The organism is Saccharothrix longispora (assembly GCF_031455225.1).
Classification (GTDB): domain Bacteria; phylum Actinomycetota; class Actinomycetes; order Mycobacteriales; family Pseudonocardiaceae; genus Actinosynnema; species Actinosynnema longispora.
Genome location: NZ_JAVDSG010000001.1, coordinates 4,709,768 through 4,734,551, shown reverse-complemented (window position 1 = coordinate 4,734,551; position 24,784 = coordinate 4,709,768). Strand labels below are relative to the sequence as shown.

At 74.2% G+C, this 24,784-nt stretch carries 26 protein-coding genes; 16 read left to right on the top strand and 10 right to left on the bottom strand.

What is annotated here, in order from left to right; all coding sequences use genetic code 11:
- Window positions 1–49 precede the first annotated feature (49 nt).
- Window positions 50–1,399: a replication-associated recombination protein A gene (locus tag J2S66_RS19195; RefSeq protein WP_310308539.1), complete on the top strand. Its 1,350-nt coding sequence runs from the start codon at window positions 50–52 to the stop codon at window positions 1,397–1,399.
- Window positions 1,400–1,439: 40 nt separating this feature from the next.
- Window positions 1,440–2,168, top strand: a complete 729-nt coding sequence (locus tag J2S66_RS19190) for an SAM-dependent methyltransferase (RefSeq protein ID WP_310308538.1) — start codon at window positions 1,440–1,442, stop codon at window positions 2,166–2,168.
- A 55-nt stretch (window positions 2,169–2,223) separates the two neighbouring features.
- Here J2S66_RS19190 and J2S66_RS19185 read toward each other — a convergent pair whose 3' ends face one another.
- Genes J2S66_RS19185 through J2S66_RS19165 form a run of 5 tightly spaced genes read right to left on the bottom strand, consistent with a single transcriptional unit; the run spans window position 2,224 to window position 8,869 of the window.
- A complete protein-coding gene (locus J2S66_RS19185) occupies window positions 2,224–3,999 on the bottom strand; it encodes an IucA/IucC family protein (protein WP_310308537.1) in 1,776 nt (591 codons plus the stop codon).
- Window positions 3,992–5,257, bottom strand: coding sequence for a lysine N(6)-hydroxylase/L-ornithine N(5)-oxygenase family protein (locus tag J2S66_RS19180; protein ID WP_310308536.1), 1,266 nt, complete (start codon window positions 5,255–5,257; stop codon window positions 3,992–3,994). Before J2S66_RS19180 ends, J2S66_RS19185 begins: the two co-directional genes overlap by 8 nt.
- Window positions 5,254–5,829 carry a GNAT family N-acetyltransferase gene (locus tag J2S66_RS19175; RefSeq protein WP_310308534.1) on the bottom strand — a complete coding sequence of 192 codons (576 nt, stop codon included), beginning with the start codon at window positions 5,827–5,829 and terminating at the stop codon, window positions 5,254–5,256. Before J2S66_RS19175 ends, J2S66_RS19180 begins: the two co-directional genes overlap by 4 nt.
- The gene (locus J2S66_RS19170; RefSeq protein ID WP_310308533.1) at window positions 5,826–7,490 is read right to left on the bottom strand and encodes an IucA/IucC family protein; all 1,665 of its coding nucleotides are present in this window, start codon (window positions 7,488–7,490) and stop codon (window positions 5,826–5,828) included. Before J2S66_RS19170 ends, J2S66_RS19175 begins: the two co-directional genes overlap by 4 nt.
- Window positions 7,487–8,869, bottom strand: coding sequence for a pyridoxal phosphate-dependent decarboxylase family protein (locus tag J2S66_RS19165; protein WP_310308532.1), 1,383 nt, complete (start codon window positions 8,867–8,869; stop codon window positions 7,487–7,489). The genes J2S66_RS19170 and J2S66_RS19165 overlap by 4 nt, the downstream gene beginning before the upstream one ends.
- Window positions 8,870–9,130: 261 nt before the next feature.
- Between J2S66_RS19165 and J2S66_RS19160 the strand changes: the two genes are divergently transcribed.
- From J2S66_RS19160 to J2S66_RS19135, 6 genes are read left to right on the top strand one after another with little or no spacing between them, the layout of a single operon-like run.
- Window positions 9,131–9,526, top strand: a complete 396-nt coding sequence (locus J2S66_RS19160) for a DUF948 domain-containing protein (RefSeq protein WP_306749237.1) — start codon at window positions 9,131–9,133, stop codon at window positions 9,524–9,526.
- On the top strand, window positions 9,523–9,786 hold the full coding sequence (locus tag J2S66_RS19155; protein ID WP_306749236.1) for a hypothetical protein: 264 nt from the start codon (window positions 9,523–9,525) through the stop codon (window positions 9,784–9,786). Before J2S66_RS19160 ends, J2S66_RS19155 begins: the two co-directional genes overlap by 4 nt.
- A gap of 55 nt (window positions 9,787–9,841) precedes the next feature.
- Complete coding sequence (gene alaS / locus J2S66_RS19150) at window positions 9,842–12,532, top strand: alanine--tRNA ligase (protein WP_310308531.1); 2,691 nt, start codon at window positions 9,842–9,844, stop codon at window positions 12,530–12,532.
- 7 nt (window positions 12,533–12,539) lie between these two features.
- Window positions 12,540–13,055 carry a Holliday junction resolvase RuvX gene (ruvX, locus tag J2S66_RS19145; RefSeq protein WP_310308529.1) on the top strand — a complete coding sequence of 172 codons (516 nt, stop codon included), beginning with the start codon at window positions 12,540–12,542 and terminating at the stop codon, window positions 13,053–13,055.
- Window positions 13,052–14,281: an endolytic transglycosylase MltG gene (gene mltG, locus J2S66_RS19140; RefSeq protein WP_310308528.1), complete on the top strand. Its 1,230-nt coding sequence runs from the start codon at window positions 13,052–13,054 to the stop codon at window positions 14,279–14,281. Before ruvX ends, mltG begins: the two co-directional genes overlap by 4 nt.
- A gap of 1 nt (window position 14,282) precedes the next feature.
- On the top strand, window positions 14,283–15,119 hold the full coding sequence (locus tag J2S66_RS19135) for a shikimate dehydrogenase (protein WP_310308527.1): 837 nt from the start codon (window positions 14,283–14,285) through the stop codon (window positions 15,117–15,119).
- Here J2S66_RS19135 and J2S66_RS19130 read toward each other — a convergent pair.
- The 4 genes from J2S66_RS19130 to J2S66_RS19115 are packed head-to-tail and all read right to left on the bottom strand — an operon-like array spanning window position 15,116 to window position 17,722.
- Window positions 15,116–15,319, bottom strand: a complete 204-nt coding sequence (locus J2S66_RS19130; RefSeq protein ID WP_310308525.1) for a hypothetical protein — start codon at window positions 15,317–15,319, stop codon at window positions 15,116–15,118. The genes J2S66_RS19135 and J2S66_RS19130 overlap by 4 nt on opposite strands.
- A gap of 60 nt (window positions 15,320–15,379) precedes the next feature.
- Window positions 15,380–15,649: an HPr family phosphocarrier protein gene (locus J2S66_RS19125; RefSeq protein ID WP_123746552.1), complete on the bottom strand. Its 270-nt coding sequence runs from the start codon at window positions 15,647–15,649 to the stop codon at window positions 15,380–15,382.
- Window positions 15,642–16,955 (bottom strand): PTS transporter subunit EIIC, encoded by a 1,314-nt coding sequence (locus tag J2S66_RS19120; protein WP_310308524.1) that lies wholly within the window; start codon window positions 16,953–16,955, stop codon window positions 15,642–15,644. The genes J2S66_RS19125 and J2S66_RS19120 overlap by 8 nt, the downstream gene beginning before the upstream one ends.
- Complete coding sequence (locus J2S66_RS19115) at window positions 16,952–17,722, bottom strand: GntR family transcriptional regulator (RefSeq protein ID WP_310308523.1); 771 nt, start codon at window positions 17,720–17,722, stop codon at window positions 16,952–16,954. Before J2S66_RS19115 ends, J2S66_RS19120 begins: the two co-directional genes overlap by 4 nt.
- Window positions 17,723–17,904: 182 nt before the next feature.
- On the opposite strand from J2S66_RS19115, the gene J2S66_RS19110 reads away from it, so the two are divergent.
- From J2S66_RS19110 to J2S66_RS19075, 8 genes are all read left to right on the top strand, one after another.
- Entirely contained in the window at window positions 17,905–18,141 is a 237-nt protein-coding gene (locus tag J2S66_RS19110) for a PTS sugar transporter subunit IIB (RefSeq protein ID WP_310308522.1), read from the top strand.
- Window positions 18,138–18,590, top strand: a complete 453-nt coding sequence (locus J2S66_RS19105) for a PTS sugar transporter subunit IIA (protein ID WP_310308521.1) — start codon at window positions 18,138–18,140, stop codon at window positions 18,588–18,590. Before J2S66_RS19110 ends, J2S66_RS19105 begins: the two co-directional genes overlap by 4 nt.
- Before the next feature lie 90 nt (window positions 18,591–18,680).
- The gene (locus tag J2S66_RS19100; RefSeq protein WP_310308520.1) at window positions 18,681–19,235 is read left to right on the top strand and encodes a prepilin peptidase; all 555 of its coding nucleotides are present in this window, start codon (window positions 18,681–18,683) and stop codon (window positions 19,233–19,235) included.
- A gap of 86 nt (window positions 19,236–19,321) precedes the next feature.
- Window positions 19,322–20,521 carry a chorismate synthase gene (gene aroC, locus J2S66_RS19095; protein WP_310308519.1) on the top strand — a complete coding sequence of 400 codons (1,200 nt, stop codon included), beginning with the start codon at window positions 19,322–19,324 and terminating at the stop codon, window positions 20,519–20,521.
- Complete coding sequence (locus J2S66_RS19090; protein WP_310308518.1) at window positions 20,518–21,021, top strand: shikimate kinase; 504 nt, start codon at window positions 20,518–20,520, stop codon at window positions 21,019–21,021. Before aroC ends, J2S66_RS19090 begins: the two co-directional genes overlap by 4 nt.
- A 78-nt stretch (window positions 21,022–21,099) precedes the next feature.
- Window positions 21,100–22,206, top strand: coding sequence for a 3-dehydroquinate synthase (aroB, locus tag J2S66_RS19085; protein WP_310308517.1), 1,107 nt, complete (start codon window positions 21,100–21,102; stop codon window positions 22,204–22,206).
- Window positions 22,203–22,631: a type II 3-dehydroquinate dehydratase gene (gene aroQ, locus J2S66_RS19080; protein ID WP_310308516.1), complete on the top strand. Its 429-nt coding sequence runs from the start codon at window positions 22,203–22,205 to the stop codon at window positions 22,629–22,631. The genes aroB and aroQ overlap by 4 nt, the downstream gene beginning before the upstream one ends.
- Window positions 22,632–22,773: 142 nt before the next feature.
- Window positions 22,774–24,321 (top strand): glycoside hydrolase family protein, encoded by a 1,548-nt coding sequence (locus J2S66_RS19075; RefSeq protein ID WP_310308515.1) that lies wholly within the window; start codon window positions 22,774–22,776, stop codon window positions 24,319–24,321.
- Here J2S66_RS19075 and J2S66_RS19070 read toward each other — a convergent pair.
- Entirely contained in the window at window positions 24,318–24,776 is a 459-nt protein-coding gene (locus tag J2S66_RS19070; protein ID WP_310308514.1) for a hypothetical protein, read from the bottom strand. The two genes, J2S66_RS19075 and J2S66_RS19070, sit on opposite strands and share 4 nt — an antisense overlap.
- Window positions 24,777–24,784 lie beyond the last annotated feature (8 nt).

Below are 24,784 nucleotides of genomic sequence, written 5' to 3'. Positions count from 1 at the left end.
GTTGCACGCCTGGACAGCGGCACTGCACAGGGCGGCTACAGTCGAACGCGTGGACGAGGGGCTGTACGACGAGGGCTTGTTCGGCGCGACCGACGAGGAGCGCGCCGAGCGCATCGCCGCCAACGCGCCGCTGGCCGTCCGGATGCGCCCGCGCACCCTCGACGAGGTCGTCGGGCAGGACCACCTGCTCGGGCCGGGCGCGCCGCTGCGGCGGCTCGTGGAGGGCTCGTCACCGGCGTCCGTGATGCTCTACGGCCCACCCGGCACCGGCAAGACGACGCTGGCCACGCTCGTGTCGCAGGCCACCGGTCGCCGGTTCGCCGCGCTGTCGGCCCTGTCCGCGGGCGTGAAGGAGGTGCGCGCGGTCATCGACGAGGCGCGCCGCCGCCTGGTGCGCTCCGGCGAGTCGACCGTGCTGTTCATCGACGAGGTGCACCGGTTCTCCAAGACCCAGCAGGACGCGCTGCTCGGCGCCGTCGAGGACCGGATCGTGCTGCTGGTCGCGGCGACCACGGAGAACCCGTTCTTCTCGGTGGTGTCGCCGCTGCTGTCGCGGTCGCTGGTGCTCCAGCTGCGGCCGTTGACCGACGACGCGGTCCGCGTGCTGGTCCGGCGCGCGGTCGAGGACGAGCGGGGCCTGAACGGCGCGATCACCGTGGAGCCGGAGGCCGAGGACCACCTGGTCAGGCTGGCCGGCGGTGACGCCCGGCGCGCGCTGACCGCCCTGGAGGCCGCCGCCGACGCCGTCGACGGGGGCGGTGTCCTCACGCTGGCCACCCTGGAGGCCACGGTCGACAGGGCGGCCGTGCGCTACGACCGGCAGGGTGACCAGCACTACGACGTGACCAGCGCGTTCATCAAGTCGATCCGCGGGTCGGACGTCGACGCGGCGCTGCACTACCTGGCCCGGATGATCGAGGCGGGGGAGGACCCGAGGTTCATCGCGCGGCGGCTCGTGATCCACGCCAGCGAGGACGTGGGCATGGCCGACCCGACCGCGTTGCAGACGTGCGTGGCCGCCGCGCAGGCCGTGCAGCTGATCGGGCTGCCCGAGTGCGCGCTGAACCTGGCCCAGGCGACCATCCACCTGGCGACCGCGCCCAAGTCGAACGCCGTGACCACGGCCATCGGCGCGGCCATGTCCGACGTGCGCGGGGGCGCGATCGGCTCGGTGCCCGCGCACCTGCGCGACGGCCACTACGCGGGCGCGGAGAAGCTCGGCAACGCCCGGGGCTACCGCTACCCGCACGACGTGCCCGAGGGCGTGCTGACGCAGCAGTACCCGCCGGACGACCTGGTCGGCCGCGACTACTACGAGCCGACCGGCCGGGGCAACGAACGGGTGCTGGCCGAGCGCGTGCCGAGGCTGCGCCGCGTCGTTCGGGGCCAGGAGCGGTAAATCCGTTTCGGGAACACCGGCTCTCTGCCACGGTGTGGCCGTGACGGACGCACCGCTGAACGGCCACGCCCTGCTCGACTTCAACTCCCCGCTCTCCGACGCCAAGGCGTACGGCCTGATCGGCAGCCTGCACCAGGCCCCCGGGCAGTTGATCGTCGACTACGGCTGCGGCTGGGCGGAACTGCTGCTCAGGGCGGTCGAGCACCAGCCGGGCGTCCTCGGCATCGGCGTCGACAGCGACGACCACGCCATCGCGCGGGGCCGCGCGAACGTCGAGTCCCGCGGCCTGGCCGACCGCGTCACCCTGGCCCTGGCCGACGTGACGGCCTTCGACACCGACCCGGCGGACGTGGCCGTCTCCATCGGCGCGTCGCACGCGTGGGGTGGTGCGGAGGCCACCCTGGAGGCCATGCGCGCCCGCCTGAAGCCCAGCGGGACCCTGCTGCTGGGCGACGGCTTCTGGGAGCGCGAACCCAACGCCCTGGCGCGGGAGATCTTCGGCGACGCGGGCTTCACCCCGCTGCCCGACCTCGTGGACCTGGCCCTGGCCGGTGGCTACCGCCTGCTGAACCTGACCACCGCCACCCTCGACGAGTGGGACGACTTCGAGTCCCGCTGGTGCGCCTCCCGCGAGCGCTGGCTGCTGGCCAACCCCGACCACCCGGAGGTCGACGCCGTCCGCGGGATCGTCGACGACCACCGCGAGGGCTGGCTCAGGGGCTACCGCGGCGCCCTGGGCTTCGCCTACCTCACCCTGGCCCGCCGCTGACCCTCCGGCCGCCCCGCCCGGCCGGGGATACCGGGCGGGGCGGCCGGAACCCCGTTCACCACCCGTCGAGGGGTGCGATCGGCGGCACGTCGTGCAGCGGGTTGGGCAGGGTGCCCGTCCTCGGCACCGGCGGGCGGGCGGTCAGGTCCCGGTAGCCCAGGGTGATCCGGTAGCCGTTGAGCGGGAAGCGGAGGAACTCCGGGGCGGTCAGGGAGCCTTCGTCCATGCGGTCCGCCAGCTCCGGGAAGCGGGTGCGGTAGGCGTCCACCTCGCCCCGCACCATGCCCCAGAAGGTGTCGGCGGGCAGGTCGACGAGGGTGGACAGGGGGCGGAAGACGCCGACCAGCAGGGCGTCCACGATGTACTGGCGCAGCACCGGCCACGGTTTGCGCGGCAGCACCGGGTCGTCGGTGTCCGGCTCCAGGCCGCGGGCGGGGACGCGGTCGACCGACACGTTCACGTCGTCCACCAGGTCCAGGACCGCCACGCGGACGGGCAGGTGGGACTCGTCGGTGATCACCACGACGTTCTCGCCGTGCGGGTTGAACGTGATCCCGTACGTGTAGAGGAAGTGCACCAGCGGGCGGAACAACGCCCGCAGCAGGGCCGCGAACCACACCCCGGGGTCGTGCGAGCCCGTGAACTCGCGGACCAGCGGCCGGCCCGCGCGGTCCACGTGCAGCAGGGCGGCCAACGACCACGAGCGCTCGCCGGGGCGCAGCGGGACCGGCTCGCGCCAGATGCAGCCCAGCGTCTCCAGCCACTGGTACGGCACCTCGCCCGCGCGGGACAGCCCCGGGTGGCGGACGGTCACCGACGCGACCTCGCCGAGCAGCGACGTGCCCCACTCGCCGATGAGCTTGTCCGACTCCCACAGGCCCTTGAGCCACTGCGTGACGACCGGCGCGGCCAGCGTGCAGTGCGGCGGGATGCCGCGGTACACGGAGGTGTTGAGCACCCGCAGCGGCAGCTTCACCTGGTAGCGCCCGGGCGAGTCCACGTTGGACAGCGTGCGGATCGCCTGGGTGGGCAGGTGGAAGTCGGGGGCCTCGCCCAGCTCCACGACGCGGCCCAGCGCCAGCTCCGGCGCCCACAGGGTACGCACGACGTGGTCGAGCTGCCACGGGTGGACGGGCAGCCACACGTACGCCGCCGGGTCGGCGCCCGCCTCCCGCAGCACCTCGGTGAACCGCTCGACCGTGCCGGGGGACAGCTCGTGCGCGCGCACGGCCGCCTCCGACAGCGACGACGTGCCCCGGAACTCCGCCAGCCCCCGGTGCACGGCCAGCCACGGCACCCGCAGCGGGGTGCGCGACTCGGGGGCGTACCGGGCCGCGTCCTCCGCCGAGAACCCGATCCGCCCCTTGTTCGCGATCAGCCACGGGTGCCCGGTGAGGTGGCCGTCCAGCTCGGCGTGCGGCAGCGCGACCAGCTCGGCGACCGGGCGGGCGGTCGCGGCCAGTGCCACGTCCGCCGCCAGCGTCGAGGTCACCTCGGCGAGGAACCCGGCGGTGGTGGCCGGGTCCACCCGCAGGGAGCGGAACGCGTCCACCACGAACCGCTGCACGTCGTCGCACGGCTCGACCACGTCGTCGCCGAGGATGCCCGCCGCGCCCCGCCGCACCGACCCGGGCCGCACGACCCACCCGCCGAACGCGGTCCGCGACGCCGAGAACGCGTAGACCGCATCGTCGAACCGCAGCTCGTACCGGCCCGGCCCGGCGTTCCCACCGGGAACACCCCCGACGGGGGCCAGCAGCTCCTCGAAGCACAGCTCGCCGATCGCCTTGGCGAGCAACGCGGCCGAGCACTCGCGCCACAGGTCAGTCACGGTCGTCCCCCGGTGCGGTGAAGCTGGTGTAGGCGGTGTGCTTCGGAAGCGGGTACACCTCGCGGCCGGTCACCGCGTTGAGGATCGTGGCGTTGCGCACCGCGCCGATGCCCAGGTCGGGCGCCGCGACGCCGTGGCTGTGCAGGTCGGCGTTGGCGACGAACACGCGGCCGGTGACCGACGGGTCGAGCGCGACCGAGTGGTCCAGCGCCACCACGTACCGGCCGGCGTCGTCCCGCCGCACGAGCGGCTCCAGCGGCGCGAGGAACGGCGTCGCCGCCTGCCGGTACCCGGTCGCGGCCACCACCAGGTCGGTGACGTGCGTGAACGTCCGCCCGGTGTCGCGGTGCGCGCACGTCAGCTCCACGCCGGACGCCGTCACCCGCGACGACACCACGGCCACCCCGGGCCGCAGCTCCACGGGCGCCAGGCCGTGCTCCCACTCCCGCCGGTACAGCAGGTCGTGCAGCTCCTCGATGGTCTCCGAGGAGATCGCCCGGTAGTGGCGCCACTGCTCGGCGCGCACCGCGTCCCGCCGCTCCGGCGGCAGCGAGTGGAAGTGCCGCACGTACGCCGGCGTGGTCATCTCCAGCACCAGCTTCGTGTAGTCCAGCGGCGCGAACACCGGGGTGCGGGTCAGCCACGACACGGCGGGCCCGCCGGGAGACGCGTTGCGCCGCAGCAGGTCCAGCACCACCTCCGCCCCCGACTGCCCGGACCCGACCACGGTCACCCGCGCCGCGTCCACGTCCCGGTGCAGGTACCCGGAGGTGTGCACGAGCCGGTCGCCCAGCCCGTCCAGCGCCGGCGGCACGAACGGCTCCGTGCCCACGCCCAGCACCAGGTTCCGCGCCTCGCACGAGAACCCGTCGCCGGACACCGCGAACCGGTCGTCCTCCCACCGCACCGAGGTCACCGGGTGCGAGAACCGCACGGGCAGCCGCGACGCCGCCCACCGCAGGTAGTCCTCGTACTCCCGGCGCGTCGGGTGGAACCTCTCCCGCACGTAGAACGGGTAGAGCCGGTCCGCGTCGCGCAGGTACTCCAGGAACGACAGCGGGTGCGCCGGCGCGACCAGCGTCACCAGGTCGGCCAGGAAGCTGACCTGGAGCACCGCGTCGTCGAACATCATCCCGGGGTGCCAGCGCAGCTCCGGCCGCGCCTCCAGCACCACCACGTCCACGTCGTCCACCGTCGACGCCAGCGCCGCCAGTCCCAGGTTGAACGGCCCGCAGCCGATCGCCAGCACGTCGATCACCGGGTGCGCACCATCAGCAGGGCCACCTTGTCCGGCAGCAGCACCTCGCCGACCGGCGCGAACCCGCCCGCGGTGAACGAGCTGATCGCCCGCCGGTTGCGCACGTCGGGTTCCAGCACCACCCGCGTGCACCGCGGGTCGGCGGCGAACAGCGCGTCGGCCAGCACGGGCAGCAGCGACCGCACGAGACCCCGGTCGGTCATCGCCAGCTCCCCGACGGCGAGGTGCAGGCCGAGGTCGTGCGGTCGGGCCGGGTACACGCCCGCGACCACGTCCCGCGCCGCCCGGTACACCTCCACGTACAGCAGCGGGTCGCCGTCGCGGCCCACCAGCAGCGGCAGCGAGTGCACGCCGGCCAGCTGCCCGCGCAGCTCGGCGTCCCACCGCTCGCGCGGCCACGCCTGGTGCCAGAACGCGACCACGTGCGGCGCCTGCATCCAGCGGTGCACCAGGTTCAGGTCCCGGTCGGGGTCCACGACCCGCGCGTGCCACCCGTCGGTGAGCACGGGCAGCGGGGGACCGGGCACGCCGGACAGGTCGTCGGTCGGCCGGTAGGCGTCGAGGTGGGTCACCGGGCGCACCTCCCCTCCCGGGGGTGATCGGGGACGAGCGGGTTGGGTGCGTCGAAGTACACCGACTGGGCGTCCAGCGGCGCGAGCACCTCGTCGATGCCCTGGAGCCTGGTCAGCAGGTTCGCCTTGCACGGCAGCAGGTCCGCCGTGAGCCACCGCCGCGCCAGCCGGTCGCCGTCGGGACCGGCCTCGGCGAGCGCGGGCAGCGCCGACTCCAGCCGGGACGCCATCACGGAGAGCAGGTCGCGCTCGTCGGCCAGCCCCTCCACGCCCAGGCAGCCGACCACGGCCAGCGCCTGGTTGCGCAGCAGGTAGTAGGTGAGCCGGTCGTCCACCACCGCGTCGTCCACGACGGCCAGCGTGGAGGACGCGACGCCCAGCCGCTCCAGCACGTCCGGCAGGCGCGAGGCCGCCAGGTAGTAGCCCTGGTTGTCCCGGTACCGGCCACCGACCACGCGCCCCGCCGGGTCCAGCCGCACCAGCGTGTTCTGCTGGTGGGCCTCCAGCCCGATGCCGGTCTCGGCGTAGAGCCGCAGCATCGGCACCAGCACGTGGTCGGTGTAGGAGGCGACCCACTCGGCGGCGTCGAGCCGCACCACCAGTTCGCCCAGCAGGCTGCGCCCGATGCCCGGCCGCGGCGCGACGAGACCGGCGAGGCACCGCGAATCGGCGATGCCGTCGGGCACCTCGCGCACCGCCACGTCCAGTCCGGTCACCTCGCCGCCCTCGTCCACCGCGAGCCACGAGGGGTCGCGCACGACCGAGAACTCCGGGTGCGCCTTCCCGGTGCCCGCCGCGTACCCGGACTCCAGCAGCAGGTGGACCTCCGACCCGCGGCGCAGCTCGGTCGACGTCGACTCGCGCCGCGAGTTGGTGATCCGCAGGCCCAGCGACAGCTTCAGCATCACCGGCGCGCCCGTGCGGTACACCGTGCGCAGGCTCGACGTGGGCGACCAGGCGGGCCCGAACTCGCCCAGCGGCTCCAGCAGCCCGCGCGAGACGAGCGACGCGACGCGCGGTCGCCGCAGCAGGTCGTGCGCCTGCCACGGGTGCGCGGGCACCAGCACCCGGCCCGGTTCGGGGCTGCGCCCGGCCAGCGCGGCCATCAGCGACGGCGCGTCCGGCCCGGCGACCGAGCCGTGCGAGACGACCTCCTCGGCGGCGGCGAACCAGAACAGCGGGAACGACCCGCGCAGCTCCGGCGCGTACCGGGCGTTGTCGGCCTCGGACAGCCCGTCGCGGCTCTTGGGCGCGGGGTGGTGCAGGTGGCCGAGCATCAGGCGCTGCTCGGCGTCGAGGAACCGGTCGGCGGGGCCGACCGGTTCGCGCCTGCGCTGCTCCACGAACCCGGCCACCCGGCGCACCGACTCGGCGGTGCGCTCCACCAGGTCGGCCGTGTCACCGCCCAGTTCGGCACCGACCAGCGCCACCGCCACCACCGGGTCGGCCGGGCGGCCGGCGAGCGTCACCGGGCCGAACCGGTGCCAGCCGGTCGCCGACCGGTACCGGACGTCCGCCTCCAGCGGCACGCCCAGCGCCTCGACCCGCACCCGGTCGCCCACCGGCACGCCCCGCTCGCGCACCCAGCAGCGCAGCAGGGCCTCCAGGTGGGCGTGCTCGGCGGCCGACCGGGGGTCGCCCTCCAGTGCGTCAGGTCTCATGCCACTCCCTCCAACAGCCGTTCGGCGGCGGAGCCGGCCTCGCGGACCAGCGCCAGCAGCGCCACCAGGTCCGCTTCCCGGGCGTTCGGGTTGAGCAGGGTGAACTTCAGGCAGGTCGCCTTGTCCACCTCGGTGCGGCCGATCAGCGCCTCGCCCGAGCGCAGCAGCCGCCGGCGCAGCCGCGCGTTCACCTCGTCGGACCGCGACTCGTCCGCGGTCCGGTAGCGGAACACCACGGTGGTCAGCGTCGCCCCGCCGACCAGTTCGAACGCCGGGTCGGCGGCGATCAGCCCGGCGGCGTGGCGGGCCAGTTCGTGGCAGCGGTCCACCAGCGCCCCCAGGCCCGCGCGGCCGAGCGCGAGGAGCGTGGCGGCCACCTTCACCGCGTCGGCGCGGCGCGTGGTCTGGAGCGTGCGACCCAGCGTGCCGTCGTAGCCCTCGGCGCGGTCGTCCTCGGGGTTGAGGTAGGCCACCGACCGCTCCAGCGCGCCGAACGACGCGGCGGACCGCACCAGCAGCACGCTCGCCGACGCCGGCTGCCAGCCGATCTTGTGCAGGTCCGCGGTCACCGAGTCGGCCAGCGACAGGCCGTCGACCAGTCCGGCGAGCTTGGCGGAGAACAGCGCGCCGAAGCCGTAGGCGGCGTCCACGTGCAGCCACGCCCCGTGCTCGCGGGCCACCTCGGCCACCTCGTGCAGCGGGTCCACCGAGCCGAAGTCGGTGGTGCCCGCCGTGGCGACCACGGCGACCGGCGTGCCGCCCGAGCGCAGCTGGGAGTCCAGCGCGTCGGGGCGCATCCGCCGGAGCGGGTCGACCGCCACCGGCCGCACGGCGTGCTCGCCGATGCCCAGCGCCGCGCACGCCCGCTGCACGGAGAAGTGCGCCGCCTCGGAGCACAGCACCACCGGGTCGGGCAGCGCGGCCACGCCGTCGGAGCGGACGTCGACGCCGAGCCGGGCGGCGGCGGCGTCCCGGGCCAGCAGCAGCGCGGTCAGGTTGGACAGCGTGCCGCCGGGGGTGAACACGCCGTCGGCACCCGGGCCGAACCCGGCCAGCCCGGTCAGCGCCGCGACGACCCAGCGCTCGACGGCGATGGCGGCGGGCCCGGAGTCGTAGGTGTCGAGCGAGGCGTTGCCCGCGGCGGCCAGCGCGTCCGCCGCGACGGCCACGGCCAGCGGCGGCGGTTGCAGGTGGGCGGCGGCGAACGGGTGGGCGAGGTCCACGTCGTACTCGGCCAGCACCTCGGTGAGCCGGGCCAGCGCCGCGTTCGCGCCCAGGCCGTGCTCGGGCAGCTCGCCGAGGCGGCCCATCGCCGAGGCCAGCACGTCGGCGGGGCGTCCGGCGGGGATCGGGCGTCCGGAGGGACTGGCGGCGAACACGGCACCTCCGACGATGCGATAAAGGTTAGCCTTACCTCATCTACTCGGCGTGGTGGGTGTCAAGCGCTTCGTGATCGACGTGACGATCACCCCGGTCACGCTAGCCGCCGACCGCACGGTCGAATCGACGCCAAATGGGGGGTCTTGGTCGACCGTCCCACCCCTTGGCACGCCGTGCGGGCGATCTCGTGCGGACCCGCGCGGCGGAGCGCGGTAGCCTTGGCCCCCACCCACGTCTCGCCAGAACCACCAGGAGGGTCCGTGTCGCCAGGGCAGATCGCCGCGCTGGTCGCCGCCGGCGCGTTCGTGCTGCTTGTGCTGCTGCTGGCGATCCCGTTGATCAAGCTGGGCCGGACGCTGGACGAGGCCACGGTCGCCATCCGCAAGGCCCACCAGAACAGCGACCCGATCTTCACCGGCGCGAACACGACGATCACGCACGTCAACACGCAGCTGGAGCGGGTGGACGGGATCACCGCCAACGCCCGCGCGGTCACCGGGAACGTCTCCGCGCTCACCTCGCTGTTCACCGCCACCCTCGGCGGCCCGCTGGTCAAGGCCGCCGCGCTGTCCTACGGCCTCAGCAAGGCCGTCCGGGCCCGCCGCGCCGCCAAGGAAGCCCCCGGCAAGCACCTCCGGCGCAGGGGCAGGCGATGAAGCGGATCTTCTGGTTCGGCCTCGGCATCGCCGCCGGCGTCTTCGCCACCCGCAAGGCCGGGCAGGCCGCGCACGCCGCCACCCCCGCCGGCATCGGCGAGAACGTCGGCCACGGCCTGCGCGAGCTGGCGGGCGCCCTCGGGTCCTTCGGCGCCGACGTGCGCGCCGGCATGTCCGAGCGCGAGCAGGAGCTGCACGACACCGTGGAGCGCCAGACCGGTCACACCACCGGGCGGCGAGCGCGCAGGGCGAACGACTGACGCACGTCGTTCGCCTCACCGCGCCCCCACACCACAGCACTTCGAAGGAAAGCCCGTGCAGACCCACGAGATCGTCAAGCGCTTCCGCGAGCACTTCGAGAACGCCGGCCACACCGTGGTCCCCAGCGCGTCGCTGCTGCTCGACGACCCCAACCTGCTGTTCGTCAACGCCGGCATGGTGCCGTTCAAGCCGTACTTCCTCGGCGAGGCCCCGCCGCCGTACAAGCGCGCCACCAGCGTCCAGAAGTGCGTGCGCACCCCCGACATCGACGAGGTCGGCAAGACCACCCGCCACCTGACGTTCTTCCAGATGGCGGGCAACTTCAGCTTCGGCGACTACTTCAAGGAAGACGCCATCCGGCTCGCCTGGGAGCTGGTCACCAAGTCCCAGGACGAGGGCGGCTACGGGTTCGACCCGGAGCGCCTGTGGGTGACCGTCTACCTCGACGACGACGAGGCCGCCGACCTGTGGCAGAAGGTCGCCGGCCTGCCGCCGGAGCGCATCCAGCGCCGCGGCGTCGAGGACAACTACTGGTCGATGGGCGTGCCCGGCCCGTGCGGCCCGTGCTCCGAGATCTACTACGACCGCGGCCCCGAGTACGGCGCCGAGGGCGGCCCGGTCGTCGACGAGGACCGGTACCTGGAGATCTGGAACCTCGTCTTCATGCAGAACGAGCGCGGCGCGGGCGGGGCCAAGAAGGACTACCCGATCCTCGGCGAGCTGCCCGCCAAGAACATCGACACCGGCATGGGCGTCGAGCGCGTGGCGTTCCTGCTCCAGGGCGTCGACAACGTCTACGAGACCGACCTCGTGCGCGCCGTCATCACCGCCGCCGAGGAGCTGTCCGGCCGCCGCTACGGCGACGACGAGGTCGACGACGTGCGCTTCCGCGTCATCGCCGACCACGCCCGCTCCGGCGTGCTGCTCGTCGGCGACGGCGTCACCCCCGGCAACGAGGCCCGCGGCTACGTGCTGCGCCGCCTGCTGCGCCGCATCGTCCGCTCCTCGCGCCTGCTCGGCGTCACCGAGCCCGTGCTCAACCGGTTCGCCGCCGTCGTCCGCGACACCATGGGCGCGACCTACCCCGAGCTGGTCGGCGGCTTCGCCCGGATCGAGCAGGTGCTCAAGGCGGAGGAGGACACCTTCCTGCGCACCCTCGACGCCGGCTCGCGGATCTTCGAGACCGCCGCCGGCGCGGTGAAGGCCGAGGGCCGTGCCACCCTGCCCGGCGACAAGGCGTTCCAGCTGCACGACACCTACGGCTTCCCGATCGACCTCACCCTGGAGATGGCCGCCGAGGCGGGCCTGACCGTGGACGAAGCCGGTTTCCGCAAGCTGATGGCCGAGCAGCGCGCCCGCGCCAAGGCCGACGCCGCCGGCAAGAAGACCGGCCACGGCGACCAGACCGTGTACCGGGAGCTGCTGGACCTCGGCGCCACCGAGTTCACCGGCTACACCGAGCTGGCCTCCGAGGCCACCGTGCGCGGCATCGTCAGCGACGGCAAGCGCGTGCGCTCGGCCCGCGAGGGCGACATCGTCGAGGTCGTCCTCGACCGCACCCCCCTGTACGCCGAGTCCGGCGGCCAGGAGAGCGACGCGGGCACCATCGTCACCGGCGGCGCCGAGCTGGAGGTCGTCGACGTCCAGAAGGTCGCCCGCAAGCTGTGGGTGCACCAGGTGCGCGTGGTCAGCGGCGAGATCGCCGAGGGCGAGCACGTCGAGGCCCGCGTCGACCCCGAGTGGCGCGTCGGCGCCCGCCAGGGCCACTCGGGCACGCACGTCGTGCACGCCGCCCTGCGCCAGGTGCTCGGCCCGTCCGCCCTCCAGAGCGGCTCCTACAACAAGCCCGGCTACCTGCGGCTCGACTTCGCCTGGACCGGCGGCCTGTCCGGTGAGACGCGCAGCGAGATCGAAGAGGTCTCCAACCTCGCGGTCCGCAAGGACCTGCCGGTGCGGGTCGTGCACACCGACATGGGCGGCGCCCAGGAGATGGGCGCGGTCGCCCTGTTCGGCGAGACCTACGACGAGACCGTGCGCGTCGTCGAGATCGGCGGCCCCTGGTCGCGCGAGCTGTGCGGTGGCACGCACGTCGAGCACTCGTCCCAGATCGGCCCGATCACGCTCATCGGCGAGTCGTCCGTCGGCTCCGGCGTGCGCCGCCTGGAGGCCTACGTCGGCATCGAGGCGTTCCAGTACCTGGCCCGCGAGCGCGCCCTCGTGCAGAACGTCGCCGCCCTGCTGAAGGTGCCCGACGCCGACGTGCCCGCCCGGGTCGAGGCCCTGGTCGAGCGCCTGCGCGCGGCCGAGAAGGAGCTGGAGAAGGTCCGCGCCGCCCAGTTGCTGTCCTCCGCCGGCTCCCTGGCCGAGCAGGCCCTGGACGTGCGCGGGCTGTCCCTCGTCGCGCTGGCCCTGCCCGAGGGCACGGCCGCCGTCGACGTGCGGACCCTCGCGAACGAGGTGCGCAACCGGCTCGGCGCCAAGCCCGGTGTCGTCGGCCTGTTCGCCCCCGACGGCGACAAGGTCAGCTTCGTGGTCGCCACCACGGCCGCCGCCCGCGACCTGGGCCTCGCCGCCGGCAAGCTGGTGCCCGCGTTCGCCCCGGCCGTCGGCGGTCGCGGCGGCGGCAAGCCGGACCTGGCCCAGGGCGGCGGCACGAACCCGGCCGGTGTGCGGGAGGCCGTGGCCGCCCTGCGCGCCGAGGTGGACCGCGCCCTTGAACCCGGCCGAAGCGCTTCCTCCAGGTGAGGGCGCATTGAGCGGAGCTGATCGCGCCGGCGTCGACGACCCGGGCCTCGGCAGGAGGCTGGGCGTCGACGTCGGCGCGGTGCGCGTCGGGGTCGCCCTGAGCGATCCGGGTGCCTTCCTGGCGACCCCGCTGGTTACCCTGTCCCGTGACGAGAAGGCCGGTCGGGACCTCTCCGACCTGGCCGGTCTCGTCACCGAGCACGACGTGGTCGAGGTCGTGGTCGGCCTGCCCCGCACGTTGGCGGGCAGGCACGGGCCGGCGGCGGAGAAGGCGGCGGCGTACGCTGCGGCGTTGGCCGAACGCGTCGCCCCGGTGCCGGTGCGGCTCACCGACGAGCGGCTGACCACCGTCACGGCGAGCCGCGTGCTGGCCGAGCGCGGTGTTCGGGGCAAGAAGCAACGTGCTGTCGTGGACCAGGCTGCCGCGGTCGAGATCCTGCAGTCCTGGCTGGACGCACGGGCGCGACACGTGGCCCGTTCCGCCGACGAGGAACGAGCCCCCGGAGCTAAGGACGGCTCGTGAACGACGACCTCGGGTTGTTCGCCGATCCAGACGCGCGCGCCGACGAGCGGGCGCGCGGCAGGAAGAGCGCCGCCGCGGCGGCGCGTCGGGCCAAGGCCAAGCGCAAGCGCACGATCCTGTGGATCGTCGTGGCGCTGGTGCTCGCGGGAGGCGCCGGCGGCGCGTACTACGGGTACCGGGTGCTGAGCGGGATCGGCTCGTACGAGGACTACGGCGGCGCCGGCGAGGCCGACGTCGTGGTCGAGGTCAAGGACGGCGACTTCGTCTCGGCGATCGCCACCACCCTGCACGAGCAGGGCGTCGTGGCCAGCGCCCGCGCGTTCACCGAGGCGGGCGCGCAGGACGACCGGCTCACCGCCATCCAGCCGGGCTTCTACCTGATGAAGACCAAGATGTCGGGGGCCGCCGCGGTCACCCGCATGGTCGACCCGGCGGCCAAGATCACGCCGTTGGAGGTCAAGGGCGGCAACGTCCTGCACGACATCACCGCGCTGGACGGCTCCGTCACCAAGGGCATCCTGTCGATGCTGTCCGACGCCTCGTGCGTCGAGCTGGACGGCGCGAAGAAGTGCGCGACCGTCGAGCAGTTGCGCGACGTGGCCGACAACGCCGACCCGCAGGCGCTGGGCATCCCCGACTGGGCGCTGCCGTCGATCAGCGCCGCGCCCCGGGAGAACCGCCTCGAAGGACTCATCGTCCCCGGCCTGTACCACCTCGACCCGGGCGCGAGCCCCGTCGAGCTGCTCCGGAGCGTCCTCACCACGTCGCTGAACCGCCTCCAGGGCTACGGCATCCCCTCCGGTACCGGCGCGACCGGCTTCAAGCCCTACGAGGTGCTCGTCGTCGCCTCGCTGGTCGAGAAGGAGGGCAAGACCAAGGACTTCGGCAAGATCTCCCGGGTGATCTACAACCGGCTGGCCAAGGGGCAGATCCTCGAACTGGACTCCACGGTCAACTACAAGCTCGACCGGCCGATCATCACCACCAGCGACGAGGACCGCGCGCGGTCCGGGCCGTACAACACCTACAGCGCGGAGACGCGGGGCCTGCCGCCCACGCCGATCGGGTCGCCGGGCATGGAGGCGGTGAAGGCCGCCATCAGCCCCGAGGCGGGGGACTGGCTGTTCTTCGTCAAGTGCGAGACGGACGGCACGACGTGCTTCAACGTCACGTTCGACGAGCACGACGCCGCGGTGTCCGAGGCCAGGCGGAAGGGCGTCTTCTGACGTGACCCGCCGCGCAGCGGTCATCGGCTCGCCGGTGGCCCACTCGCTGTCGCCCGTGCTGCACGGCGCCGCGTTCACCGCGCTCGGCCTCGACTGGTCCTACACGCGGGTCGAGTGCGTCGCGGACGACGTCCCGGCACTGGTCGGAGGGCTGTCCCCGGAGTGGGTGGGTCTGTCGGTGACCATGCCGGACAAGCGCGCCGCGCTGGCGGTGGCGACGTCCGCGACGTCCCGGGCGACCCTCGTGGGCGCCGCGAACACCCTGGTCCGCGCCGAGGGCGGCTGGCGCGCCGACTGCACCGACGTGGACGGCGTGCTGGGCGCGCTGGGCGCGGCGTGCGGCTTCACCTCCGGCACGCGCGCCGTGCTGCTGGGCGCGGGTGGCACAGCCACGGCCGCGCTGGTCGCCCTGGGCTCGGTGGGCGTGCGCGCGGTGACCCTCGTCGTGCGGTCGGTGTCGCGGGCGGCGGAGGCGGAGGCCTGCGCGGCGCGCCTCGGCGTGGCGCTCGACGTGGTGACGTGGGACGGGGCCGACTTCGCCGCCCTGGCCGCGTCGTCGGACGTGCTGGTCAGCACCGTGCCGCCGGAGGCCACCGGACCGGTCGCGGACGCCCTGGCCGAGTCGCCGTGCGTCCTGGACGTCGTCTACCACCCGTGGCCGACGCCGCTGGCGTCCGCGGTGGAGAAGCGCGGCCGCACCGTGGCGACCGGTTTGGACATGCTGCTGCACCAGGCGTTCGGCCAGTGCGAGCAGTTCACCGGCCTGCCCGCGCCGCGCGAGGAGATGCGCCGCGCGCTGCGCGCGGCGACCGGCGACGTGCTGCCGCTGCCGCTCTAGCGGCCCGGTCCGCGGGGTCGGTCGACCCGGGACCGCTCCAGGTCGGCGAGGATCGCGTCGGCGGTCTGCCCGGGCGTCAGGTCGGTCGTGTCCGGCCACCACCCGATCCAGGGCGTGCCCTCGCGCAGCCCGCGGTCCAGGTCCGCCACCGTCCACGCCCCGTACCCGCTCCTCGGTCGCGCGGCCTCGTGGGCGGCCACCGCCTCGGGCGAGGGGGCACCGCCCGCACGACCGGTGCGCGCGGTGCCCCCGTGGGTGGATCAGCCCTCGTCGAGGTCGGTGGCGATGATCTCCGCGATCGCCTCCAGCGCGGCGTCCGCGCCGTCGCCGTCCGCCGCCAGCACGACCTCGTCGCCGTGCATCGCGCCGAGCGTCATCAGGCCCAGCACGCTCGCCGCCTCGACCGGTTGGCCGTCGTCCTTGCGGATGGTGACCTTGACCGGTTGTCCTGCCGCCGCCTTGGCCAGCAGCGCCGCCGGCCGCGCGTGCAGCCCGACCTTGCTCGCCACGGTGACCCGTCGCTCAGGCATTCCTGTCTTCTCCGTTGTCCTCGTCGGTGCGGGCACGGCCCTTCCGGGGGCGGTCCCGCACGGCACCGGCCGGCTCGACCGCGCTCTGGTCGGCCTCGGGGTCCTCGTCGGCGTCGCGGCCCGGGGTCTTCAGGTTCCACTTGGTGATGACGAAGCGGAACAGGAAGTAGTAGATCACCGCGTAGATCGCGCCCAGCAGGAGGATCAGCAGCGGCTTGGTCGCGATGTTGAAGTTCAGCACGTAGTCGATGGCGCCCGCGGAGAACCCGAACCCGTCGTGGATGCCCAGCGCGTTGCTGACGGCCAGCGACGTGCCGGTGAGGAACGCGTGGATCAGGTACAGCGGCCACGCCACGAACATGAACGCGAATTCCAGCGGCTCCGTGACGCCGGTGATGAACGCGGTCAGGGCCGCCGAGCCCATGATGCCGGCGATGATCTTCTTCTGGCCCGGCCGGGCGGTGTGCACGATGGCCAGCGCCGCCGCCGGGAGGGCGAACATGAAGATCGGGAAGAAGCCGGTCTGGAACGTGCCCGCGGTCGGGTCCCCGGCGAGGAAGCGGGGGATGTCGCCGGTCTTGCCCTCGAACTCGCCGAACTGGAACCACAGCACGTTGTTGACGATGTGGTGCAGGCCGAGCGGGATCAGCAGCCGGTTGACGAAGCCGTAGAGGCCCGCGCCGACGATCGTGCTGCCGGTGATCGCCTCGCCGACGTTCTCCAGGCCGGCCGCGAAGACCGGGTACACCAGGCCCATCAGCACGCCGATGACGACCACGACGCCCGCGACCAGGATCGGCACGAACCGCCGGCCGCCGAAGAACGCCAGGTACGGGGGCAGCTTGATGCGGTGGTACTTCTGCCACAGCACGGCGGTGAGCAGACCCACGACGATGCCGCCGAGGACCTTGTAGTCGATCAGGTTCGCCTTGGCGGCCGGGTCGTCCGGCTGGTCGAGGACCAGGGGCGACATCGCCTTGAACACGCCCTGGAGCACCACGTAGCCGACCACCGCGGCCAGACCGGTGGACCCGTCGCCGCGCCGGGCGAAGCCGACCGCGATGCCGACCGCGAACAGCAGCGGCAGGTTGGCGAACAGCGAGTCGCCCGCGTTGCCGATGACCGTCGCGACCTTGTTCCAGCCGAGGCCGTCCTCGCCCAGCATGTCGGGCTGGCCGAGTCGCAGCAGGAGAGCGGCCGCGGGCAGCACGGCGATCGGCAGCATGAGGCTGCGACCGAAGCGCTGCAACGCGGCCAGTCCCTTGATCTCACGACCGCCGGTCGCCTGAGGGGCGCTGGCGCTCATGGGGTACCTCCCTTGTGGGAACGGTGCGGTCCGGACTCCGGGTCGGTCCGGTCCAGTTGCATGGTCACCTGGTAGAGATCGCCCCGGTACCAGGACGTCATGTCCTCGACGGGCCTGCCCCGGGAGCCGGCGACCCTGCGGAAGACGAGCAGCGGGGAGCCCGTGCGGACGCCCAGCAGCTTCGCGGTCTCGGGGTCCGCGCCCTCGGCCCACACCGTCTGGCCGGCGTGGTCGAGCTGGACCCCGTAGGTGTCGGCGATCAACGCGTAGAGCGAGGTCGTCAGGTCGTGGCCGTGCAGCCCCGGTACGACCCGGGGGCTGTACCAGCCGCGTTCGACGGCCAGCGGCACGCCGTCGGCGCGGCGCAGGCGCACGAGCCTGCACGCGCGTTCGTGCTGCCCGAGGCCGAGGGCGGCGGACGCCGCGGGCGGTGGTTCCTCCTCGCCGCACGACAGCACCTCGGTCGCCGGGCTCAACCCGCGCCTGCGCATGTCGTCGGTGAAGGACTCCAGGTACAGCTGCACGTCCATCCGGCGGCGGGCGGTGAACGTGCCCCGGCCTTTCGCCCTGGTCAGGAGTCCTTCGGCGACGAGCTGCCCGACGGCGGCGCGGACCGTGATGCGGGAGACCCGGTACTGCCGGGCCAGGTCGCGCTCGGACGGGATGGGCGAACCGGGGGGCAGCTCCTGCTCGGCCGCGCGCCGCAGGATGTCGCGGAGCTGGGCGTGCTTGGGCTTGGGCCCGTCGACGATCTCCGCGCGGTCCACGACACCTCCCCCGACGCTCGCGGGTCCGGACCGAGATTGGTACTTTCCGGTCTAGACCAGTTGGTGCGGGGAGGATGCTCCGCGCGCCGGCCGGGTGTCAACCGCCGTTACGGGACCGTGCCCGAGCGGTGGCACCCTCAGGACCTGTTGCCCTCGGGACAGGTGTCGAGAGAGGACTTGAAGTGGCGGACGACAAGGCTGTGAAGATCCTCGCCGCGCTCGGCGGCGCGGACAACATCGTGGAGATCGAGCCCTGCATCACGCGCCTGCGCTGTGAGTTGGAGGACGGTTCCCTGGTCGACGAGAAGGCCCTGAAGGGCCTGGGCGCGCACGGCGTGATGCGGTCCGGCAACGTCGTCCAGGTCGTCGTGGGGCCGGAGGCGGACACGATCGCCAGCGACATCGAGGACCTGCTGTGACGCTGCGCGTGACGAGCCCGGTCAGCGGGCGCGCGGTGCCGCTGTCGGAGGTGCCCGACCCGGTGTTCGCGCAGGCCATGGTCGGGCCGGGCGTCGCGGTCGAGCCCGACCGGGTCGCCGCGGACGTGGTGTCCCCGGTGGACGGCGTGGTCGTGACGCTGCACCCGCACGCGTTCGTCGTGGCGACGGAGGACGGCGCGGCGGTCCTGGTGCACCTGGGCATCGACACGGTGAAGCGCAAGGGCGAGGGCTTCACGCCGCACGTGGTCAAGGGCGAGACCGTCCGCGCCGGCCAGCCCGTCGTGAGCTGGGACCCGGCCGAGGTCGAGGCCGCCGGGTTCGCCCCGATCTGCCCGGTCATCGCGCTCGACGCGACGCCCGAGGCGCTCGGCGACCGGGCCGGCGGTCCGGTCGCGGTGGGGGACGCCCTGTTCTCCTGGCAGCGCTGAACCCCGCGGCCGGTGGACGGGCTCGGGTGAACGGACCGTTCACCCGAGCCCGTCCTTGAACCGCTCCCGCGCCCCGCGCACCCTGGACGCATGATCACCTCGTCGTCCGGCTCGCACCCCCTCACCCCCCTGGTCCGCTTCCTCCGCTCCGCTCCCGCGACGGCGGTGGTCCACTGGGCGTGGTGCACGGCGGCCCTGTGCTGGGCCAGCGCCCTGCTCGTCCCGCCCCGGTGGCTGCCGGTGGCGCTCCCGCTCTGCGCGCTGGCCGTGGCGCTGTCCACGGTGGACCTGCGCCACCGCCGGCTGCCCGACGCGCTGACGCTGCCCGCGTACCCGCTGCTGGGCGCCGGCCTGTGGTGCTCCGGCGCCGACCCGCCGCGCGTCCTGCTCGGCGGGGCCGCGTTCTTCGCCGTGCACCTGGCCGTGCGGCTGCTCGCGCCGTCCTCGATGGGCGGTGGGGACGTGAAGCTGTCGGGTGCGCTGGGCGCGGTGCTGGCCTCGGTGTCGTGGTGGGCCCTGCCCGGCGCGCTGGTGGTGGCGAGCGCGGTGACCCTGGTGCTCGCGCGGTGGTTCCGGGAGGGCGGTGTGCCGCACGGCCCGGGGCTGCTGGCAGCCACCTGGCTGGCGGTGGCGGTGGGAGGTTGACCCGACCCGGCGTCCACCTGTCGGGACGCGGCCACGGTCGCTGACCTGCGCACACCCCCGCTCCGACGCTGTGGAAGGATTCACGCGTGCTGCGCTGGATCACCGCTGGTGAGTCTCACGGGCCCGCTCTCGTCGCCGTGCTGGAAGGCATGGTCGCCGGGGTCGAGGTCACCACTGCCGACCTGACCGCCCAACTGGAGCGCCGCCGACTCGGTTTCGGGCGGAGCCCGCGCATGGGGTTCGAGGCCGACGAGGTGGAGGTCCTCGGCGGCGTCCGCCACGGGCTCACCCAGGGCGGCCCGATCGCGGTCCGGATCGGCAACACCGAGTGGCCGAAGTGGCAGAAGGTGATGTCCCCCGACCCCGTCGACCCGTCCGAGCTCAAGCCCACCGGCCGCAACGAGGCGCTGACCCGGCCCCGGCCCGGCCACGCCGACCTGCCCGGCATGCAGAAGTTCGGCTTCGACGAGGCGCGCCCCGTGCTGGAGCGCGCCAGCGCCCGGGAGACCGCGGCCCGCACCGCGCTGGGCACCGTCGCGCGCCACTTCCTCAAGCAGGTGTTCGACGTGGACGTGATCAGCCACGTCGTGTCGATCGGCGGGGCCGCCACGCCGGAGGACGCCGCCGTGCCCGGCCCCGGCGACCTGGCCGCGATCGACGCGAGCCCGGTCCGCGCGTTCGACGCGCGCGGCACGGACGCGATGGTCGCCGAGGTCGAGGCGGTCAAGGAGGCCGGCGACACGGTCGGCGGCGTCATCGAGGTCATCGCCTACGGCCTGCCGCCGGGCCTCGGCTCGCACGTGCACTGGGACCGCCGGCTGGACGCGCGGCTCGCGGGCGCGCTGATGGGCGTGCAGGCGATGAAGGGCGTGGAGGTCGGCGACGGCTTCACCACCGCCCGGCGCTGGGGCAGCCGGGCGCACGACGAGATCGACCGCGGCACCGGCCCGAAGGGCGTCACCCGCCGCTCCAACCGGGCGGGCGGCCTGGAGGGCGGCATCACCAACGGCGAGCCGCTGCGCGTGCGCGTCGCCATGAAGCCGATCTCCACCGTGCCGCGCGCCCTGTCCACCGTGGACGTCCGGACGGGAGAGCCCGCCGTCGCCATCCACCAGCGCTCGGACGTGTGCGCCGTGCCGCGTGCGGGCGTGGTGCTGGAGTCGGTGGTGGCGCTGGTGCTCGCGGAGGCGGCGCTGGAGAAGTTCGGCGGCGACTCGATCGCCGAGACCAAGCGCAACGTGGCCTCCTACCTGGAGGCCCTCGAAGCCCGGTGGGCGGGGCTGTGAGCCCCCGGTTCGTCGTCCTCGGCCCGCCCGGCGCGGGCAAGACGACGGTGGGGCGGCTCCTCGCCGAACGGCTCGGCGTGACCTTCCGGGACACCGACGACGACGTCGTCGCCGCCGCGGGCAAGCCGATCTCCGACATCTTCACCACCGACGGCGAACCCGCGTTCCGGGCGCTGGAGGAGCGGGCCGTCGCCGCCGGGCTGGCCGACCACGACGGGGTGCTCGCCCTGGGCGGCGGCGCCGTGCTGTCCGCGGCCACCCGGGAACGCCTCGCCGGCCACACCGTGGTGTTCCTCGGCGTCGGCACGGCCGAGGGCGTGCGGCGCACCGGCCTGTCCACCGCCCGGCCGCTGCTGGCCGGGGTGAACCCGCGCTCGACGTTCAAGGCCCTGCTCGACGCCAGGTTGCCGCTGTACCGGGAGGTGGCCACGATCGAGGTGCTCACCGACGACCTGGCCCCGGAGCGCGTGGTCGACGCCGTGCTCGACCGCAGTGGCTGAACCGGCGGGGCCGACCGCGGTGCGGCCACGCGCCCGAGGCGGTCGTGGTCGAATGGTGAGCGACGAAGGGGAGTGGTGATGGGCGATCCGGTGCGCATCCGCGTGGCCGCGGAACGACCGTACGACGTGGTGGTGGGCCGGGGCCTGCTGGGCGACCTGGTCGAGACCCTGCGAGGCGCGGCGAAGGCGGCGATCGTCCACACACCCACGCTCGCCGAGACCGCCGAGGCGGTCCGGGAGGAACTGGAGGCCGCGGGCGTCGAGGCGCACCGGGTGGAGGTGCCCGACGCCGAGGACGGCAAGGACCTGCGGGTCGCCGGGTACTGCTGGGACGTGTTCGGGCGCATCGGCCTGGGCCGGACCGACGCCGTCGTCGGGCTCGGCGGCGGCGCGGTGACCGACCTCGCCGGGTTCGTCGCCTCCACGTGGATGCGCGGTGTTCGGCTGGTGCACGTGCCGACGACCCTGCTCGGCATGGTCGACGCCGCGGTGGGCGGCAAGACCGGCATCAACACCGACGCGGGCAAGAACCTCGTCGGCACGTTCTACGAGCCGGCCGCCGTCCTCGTCGACCTGGCCACGCTGGAGACGCTGCCCCGCAACGAGCTGGTCGCCGGCATGGCCGAGGTGGTCAAGGGCGGGTTCATCGCCGACCCGGTGATCCTCGACCTCGTCGAAGCCGACCCGGCCGCCGCGCTCGACCCGGCGGGCGACGTCATCGAGGAGCTGGTCCGCCGCAAGATCCAGGTCAAGGCCGACGTGGTGTCCGCCGACCTGCGCGAGTCCGGCCTGCGGGAGATCCTCAACTACGGCCACACGCTCGGCCACGCCATCGAGCGCCGCGAGCGCTACCGCTGGCGGCACGGCGCGGCGGTCAGCGTCGGCCTGGTGTTCGCCGCCGAACTCGCCCGCCTCGCCGGGCGGCTGGACGACGCCACCGCCGACCGCCACCGCTCGATCCTGTCCTCGCTCGGCCTGCCCACCGGCTACGACCCGGACGCCCTCGGGCAACTCCTGGAGGGCATGCGCAGCGACAAGAAGAACCGCGCCGGCGTGCTGCGCTTCGTCGTGCTCGACGGACTGGCCAAGCCCGGCCGCCTGGAGGGCCCGGACCCGGCGCTCATCGCCGCCGCGTACTCCGCGGTCGCCACCGAGGGCAGGTCCGGCGGGGGCGTGCTGCTGTGAAGGTGCTGGTGCTCAACGGCCCCAACCTCGGCCGCCTCGGCACGCGCGAGCCGGACGTGTACGGCCGCACCACCTACGCGGACCTCGTGGAGCTGTGCGAGGCGACCGGCCGCGAGCTGGGCGTCGAGGTCGAGGTCCGGCAGACCGACTTCGAGGGCGAGATGCTCGGCTGGCTGCACGGGGCGGCCGACGAGGGCCTGCCTGTGGTGCTCAACCCGGCGGCGTGGACGCACTGCTCGGTGGCCGTGCGCGACGCGTGCTCCCAGCTCACCGCGCCGCTCGTCGAGGTCCACATCTCGAACGTGCACAAGCGCGAGGAGTTCCGCCGGCACAGCTACATCTCCGAGGTCGCCGAGGGCGTCATCGCGGGACTGGGCGTGGACGGCTACGCCCTCGCGATCCGGCACCTGGCCGCCACGGCGTGAGCGCGGGAGTTTCGAAGTCGAGTTGGTCGCCTCGGGCGGGTGACACTCGTACGTAGTACGGGCTCTCTAGACTGAACCGGAGCCGGGTGCCGCGCGTCTTCCCGGTGTCCGATCCCGCCGCAGAAGTGGAGACCCGTCCCGCATGCGCAGTCCCGTCGTGGGAGCGAGGCTGCTCGGCTCCGCGCTCGTCGCCGCACTGCTGGCCGCCTGCACGCCGATCGCCGCCGACCCCGCGCCCGCCACGCCGGGGTCCGCCGCCACCGGGGCCCCCGGGTCGGTCGCGGCCGGCGACGCACCGCCCGGCGCGGCGTCCACGCCCACGCCCGCCGCCCCGACACCGGTGGCGCTCGCCACCGACCGCGGCAGGCAGGGACCCGGCGTGGTCGCCTCCGGCGGCGACTCGCCCTACAACTACGGCCCGACGGTCGTGCTCGACGGCGGCCGGCACCGCATGTGGTGGTGCGGCCAGCTGCAGGCCGCGGCACCCGCGGGAGACGACATCCTCTACGCCGAGGCCGCGTCGGCCGACGGCCCGTTCGCCGCGCCCGGCGGCGGACCCCCCGTCCCCGTGCTCTCGGGCAGCGTTGGCGGCTTCGACGGCATGCACACCTGCGACCCGTCGGTGATCCGCGTCGCCGGCACCTACTACCTCTACTACACGGGTGCGGCCGGGGACCACGCGCACGGCAACGCCATCGGCGTCGCCACCAGCACCGACGGCCTGACGTGGACCCGCGCGGCGGGGGGCGCCCCGATCCTGAGCCCGTCCTACGACCGCACGCGCGAGAACACCTACGGCGCGGGCCAGCCGTCGGCGCTGTGGCTGGACGGCTGGTTCCACCTGATGTTCACCGACACCACGGGCGCCGCCGCCGGGTGGAACGGCGCGGGCCAGTTCGTGCTGCGGTCCAAGGACCCGCTGTTCGCCTCGGGCGTGCAGGCACTCGGGGAGGGGGGCTTCGCCCCCGTCGCCGGCACCCGCGTACCGCGCACCCGGTCGGTGGTGGACGCGTTCAGCGCCGACCTCGTGTACGTCGACGCGCTGCGGGCGTTCGCCATCGCCCACGAGACCGAGCACGGCACGACGCTGACGTTCTGGAACCGCGAGTTCACCGCCAACCCGCACCCGCCGGTGCTGGTGCCCGGACCGTGGAAGGAGGGGCCCGGCCTGGTCCGCACGGCGATCGGCCACGCGCCCCTCGCGGCCGGGGACCCGTGCGGCCGGATCCCGTTCGACCTCGTCCGCGCCACCGCCCTCGACCCGCGCTCCGCCGCGCCGACCGACCTCGCCCACTTCGGCCTCGACGTCGCGGGCGCGCCCGGCTGCGCCAACGAGGACGCGGCGCGGGTGCTGGAGGGGTTCGCCGTGCCGTCACCGGAGAACACCGTCGACCTGGTGAGCGGCGGCGAGGTGGTGCGCGTCGAACGGCGGTCGGTGGCCGACCGGCTGGCCACCCGCGTGCTCGACCGGCGCCCCCCGGTCGTGGACGGGATGGAGGTCGTCGCGCGCATCCCCGCCGGCGTGCGGGCGCTGCGCGCCCCGGACGGCCGGATCGGGCTGCTGCTGGCCGACGCCCGCCTGTGGGTGATCTCCTCGGCCGAGGTCGCGGCGCTCAACTCCTCACCGGTCGCCGACGTGTCGCAGACCGCCTGGGACGCCCACGCCAAGGCCAACGACCCGAAGCGCTAGGACCGGCCGGCCGGGGTCGTGCCCCGGTGCGGGCCGTCCGCGCGCTGCTCGCCGGACCCGACCTCGCGGGGCTGCGGCAGCGCGCCGCCGACGGCCAGGCCGACCACCGCGGTCGCCATCACCAGCAGCGCGGTGAACGCCGCGCCGCCGGTCAGCGCCGGGCCGAGCGCCTCCAGACCCGTCCGGTCCACCCACGACCGGCCCACCACGCCCACCAGTCCCGCCAGCGGCCCGGCGACCAGCCCGGCGAAGAACCACACCATCCCCCGGTCCTCCAGCCCGCGCCACGCGTCGAGCGCGGCCCACAGCAGGCCGATCACCACGAGCAGGCCCAGCGCGATGTACCGGACGGAGGACGCCGCCCCGGGGCTGTGCACCTCGACCGCCGAGGTGCCGACCTGCACCCCGCCGTGGACCAACCCCGTCCAGGAACCCCTGGCCAACCACGCGCGCATGGCCCCAG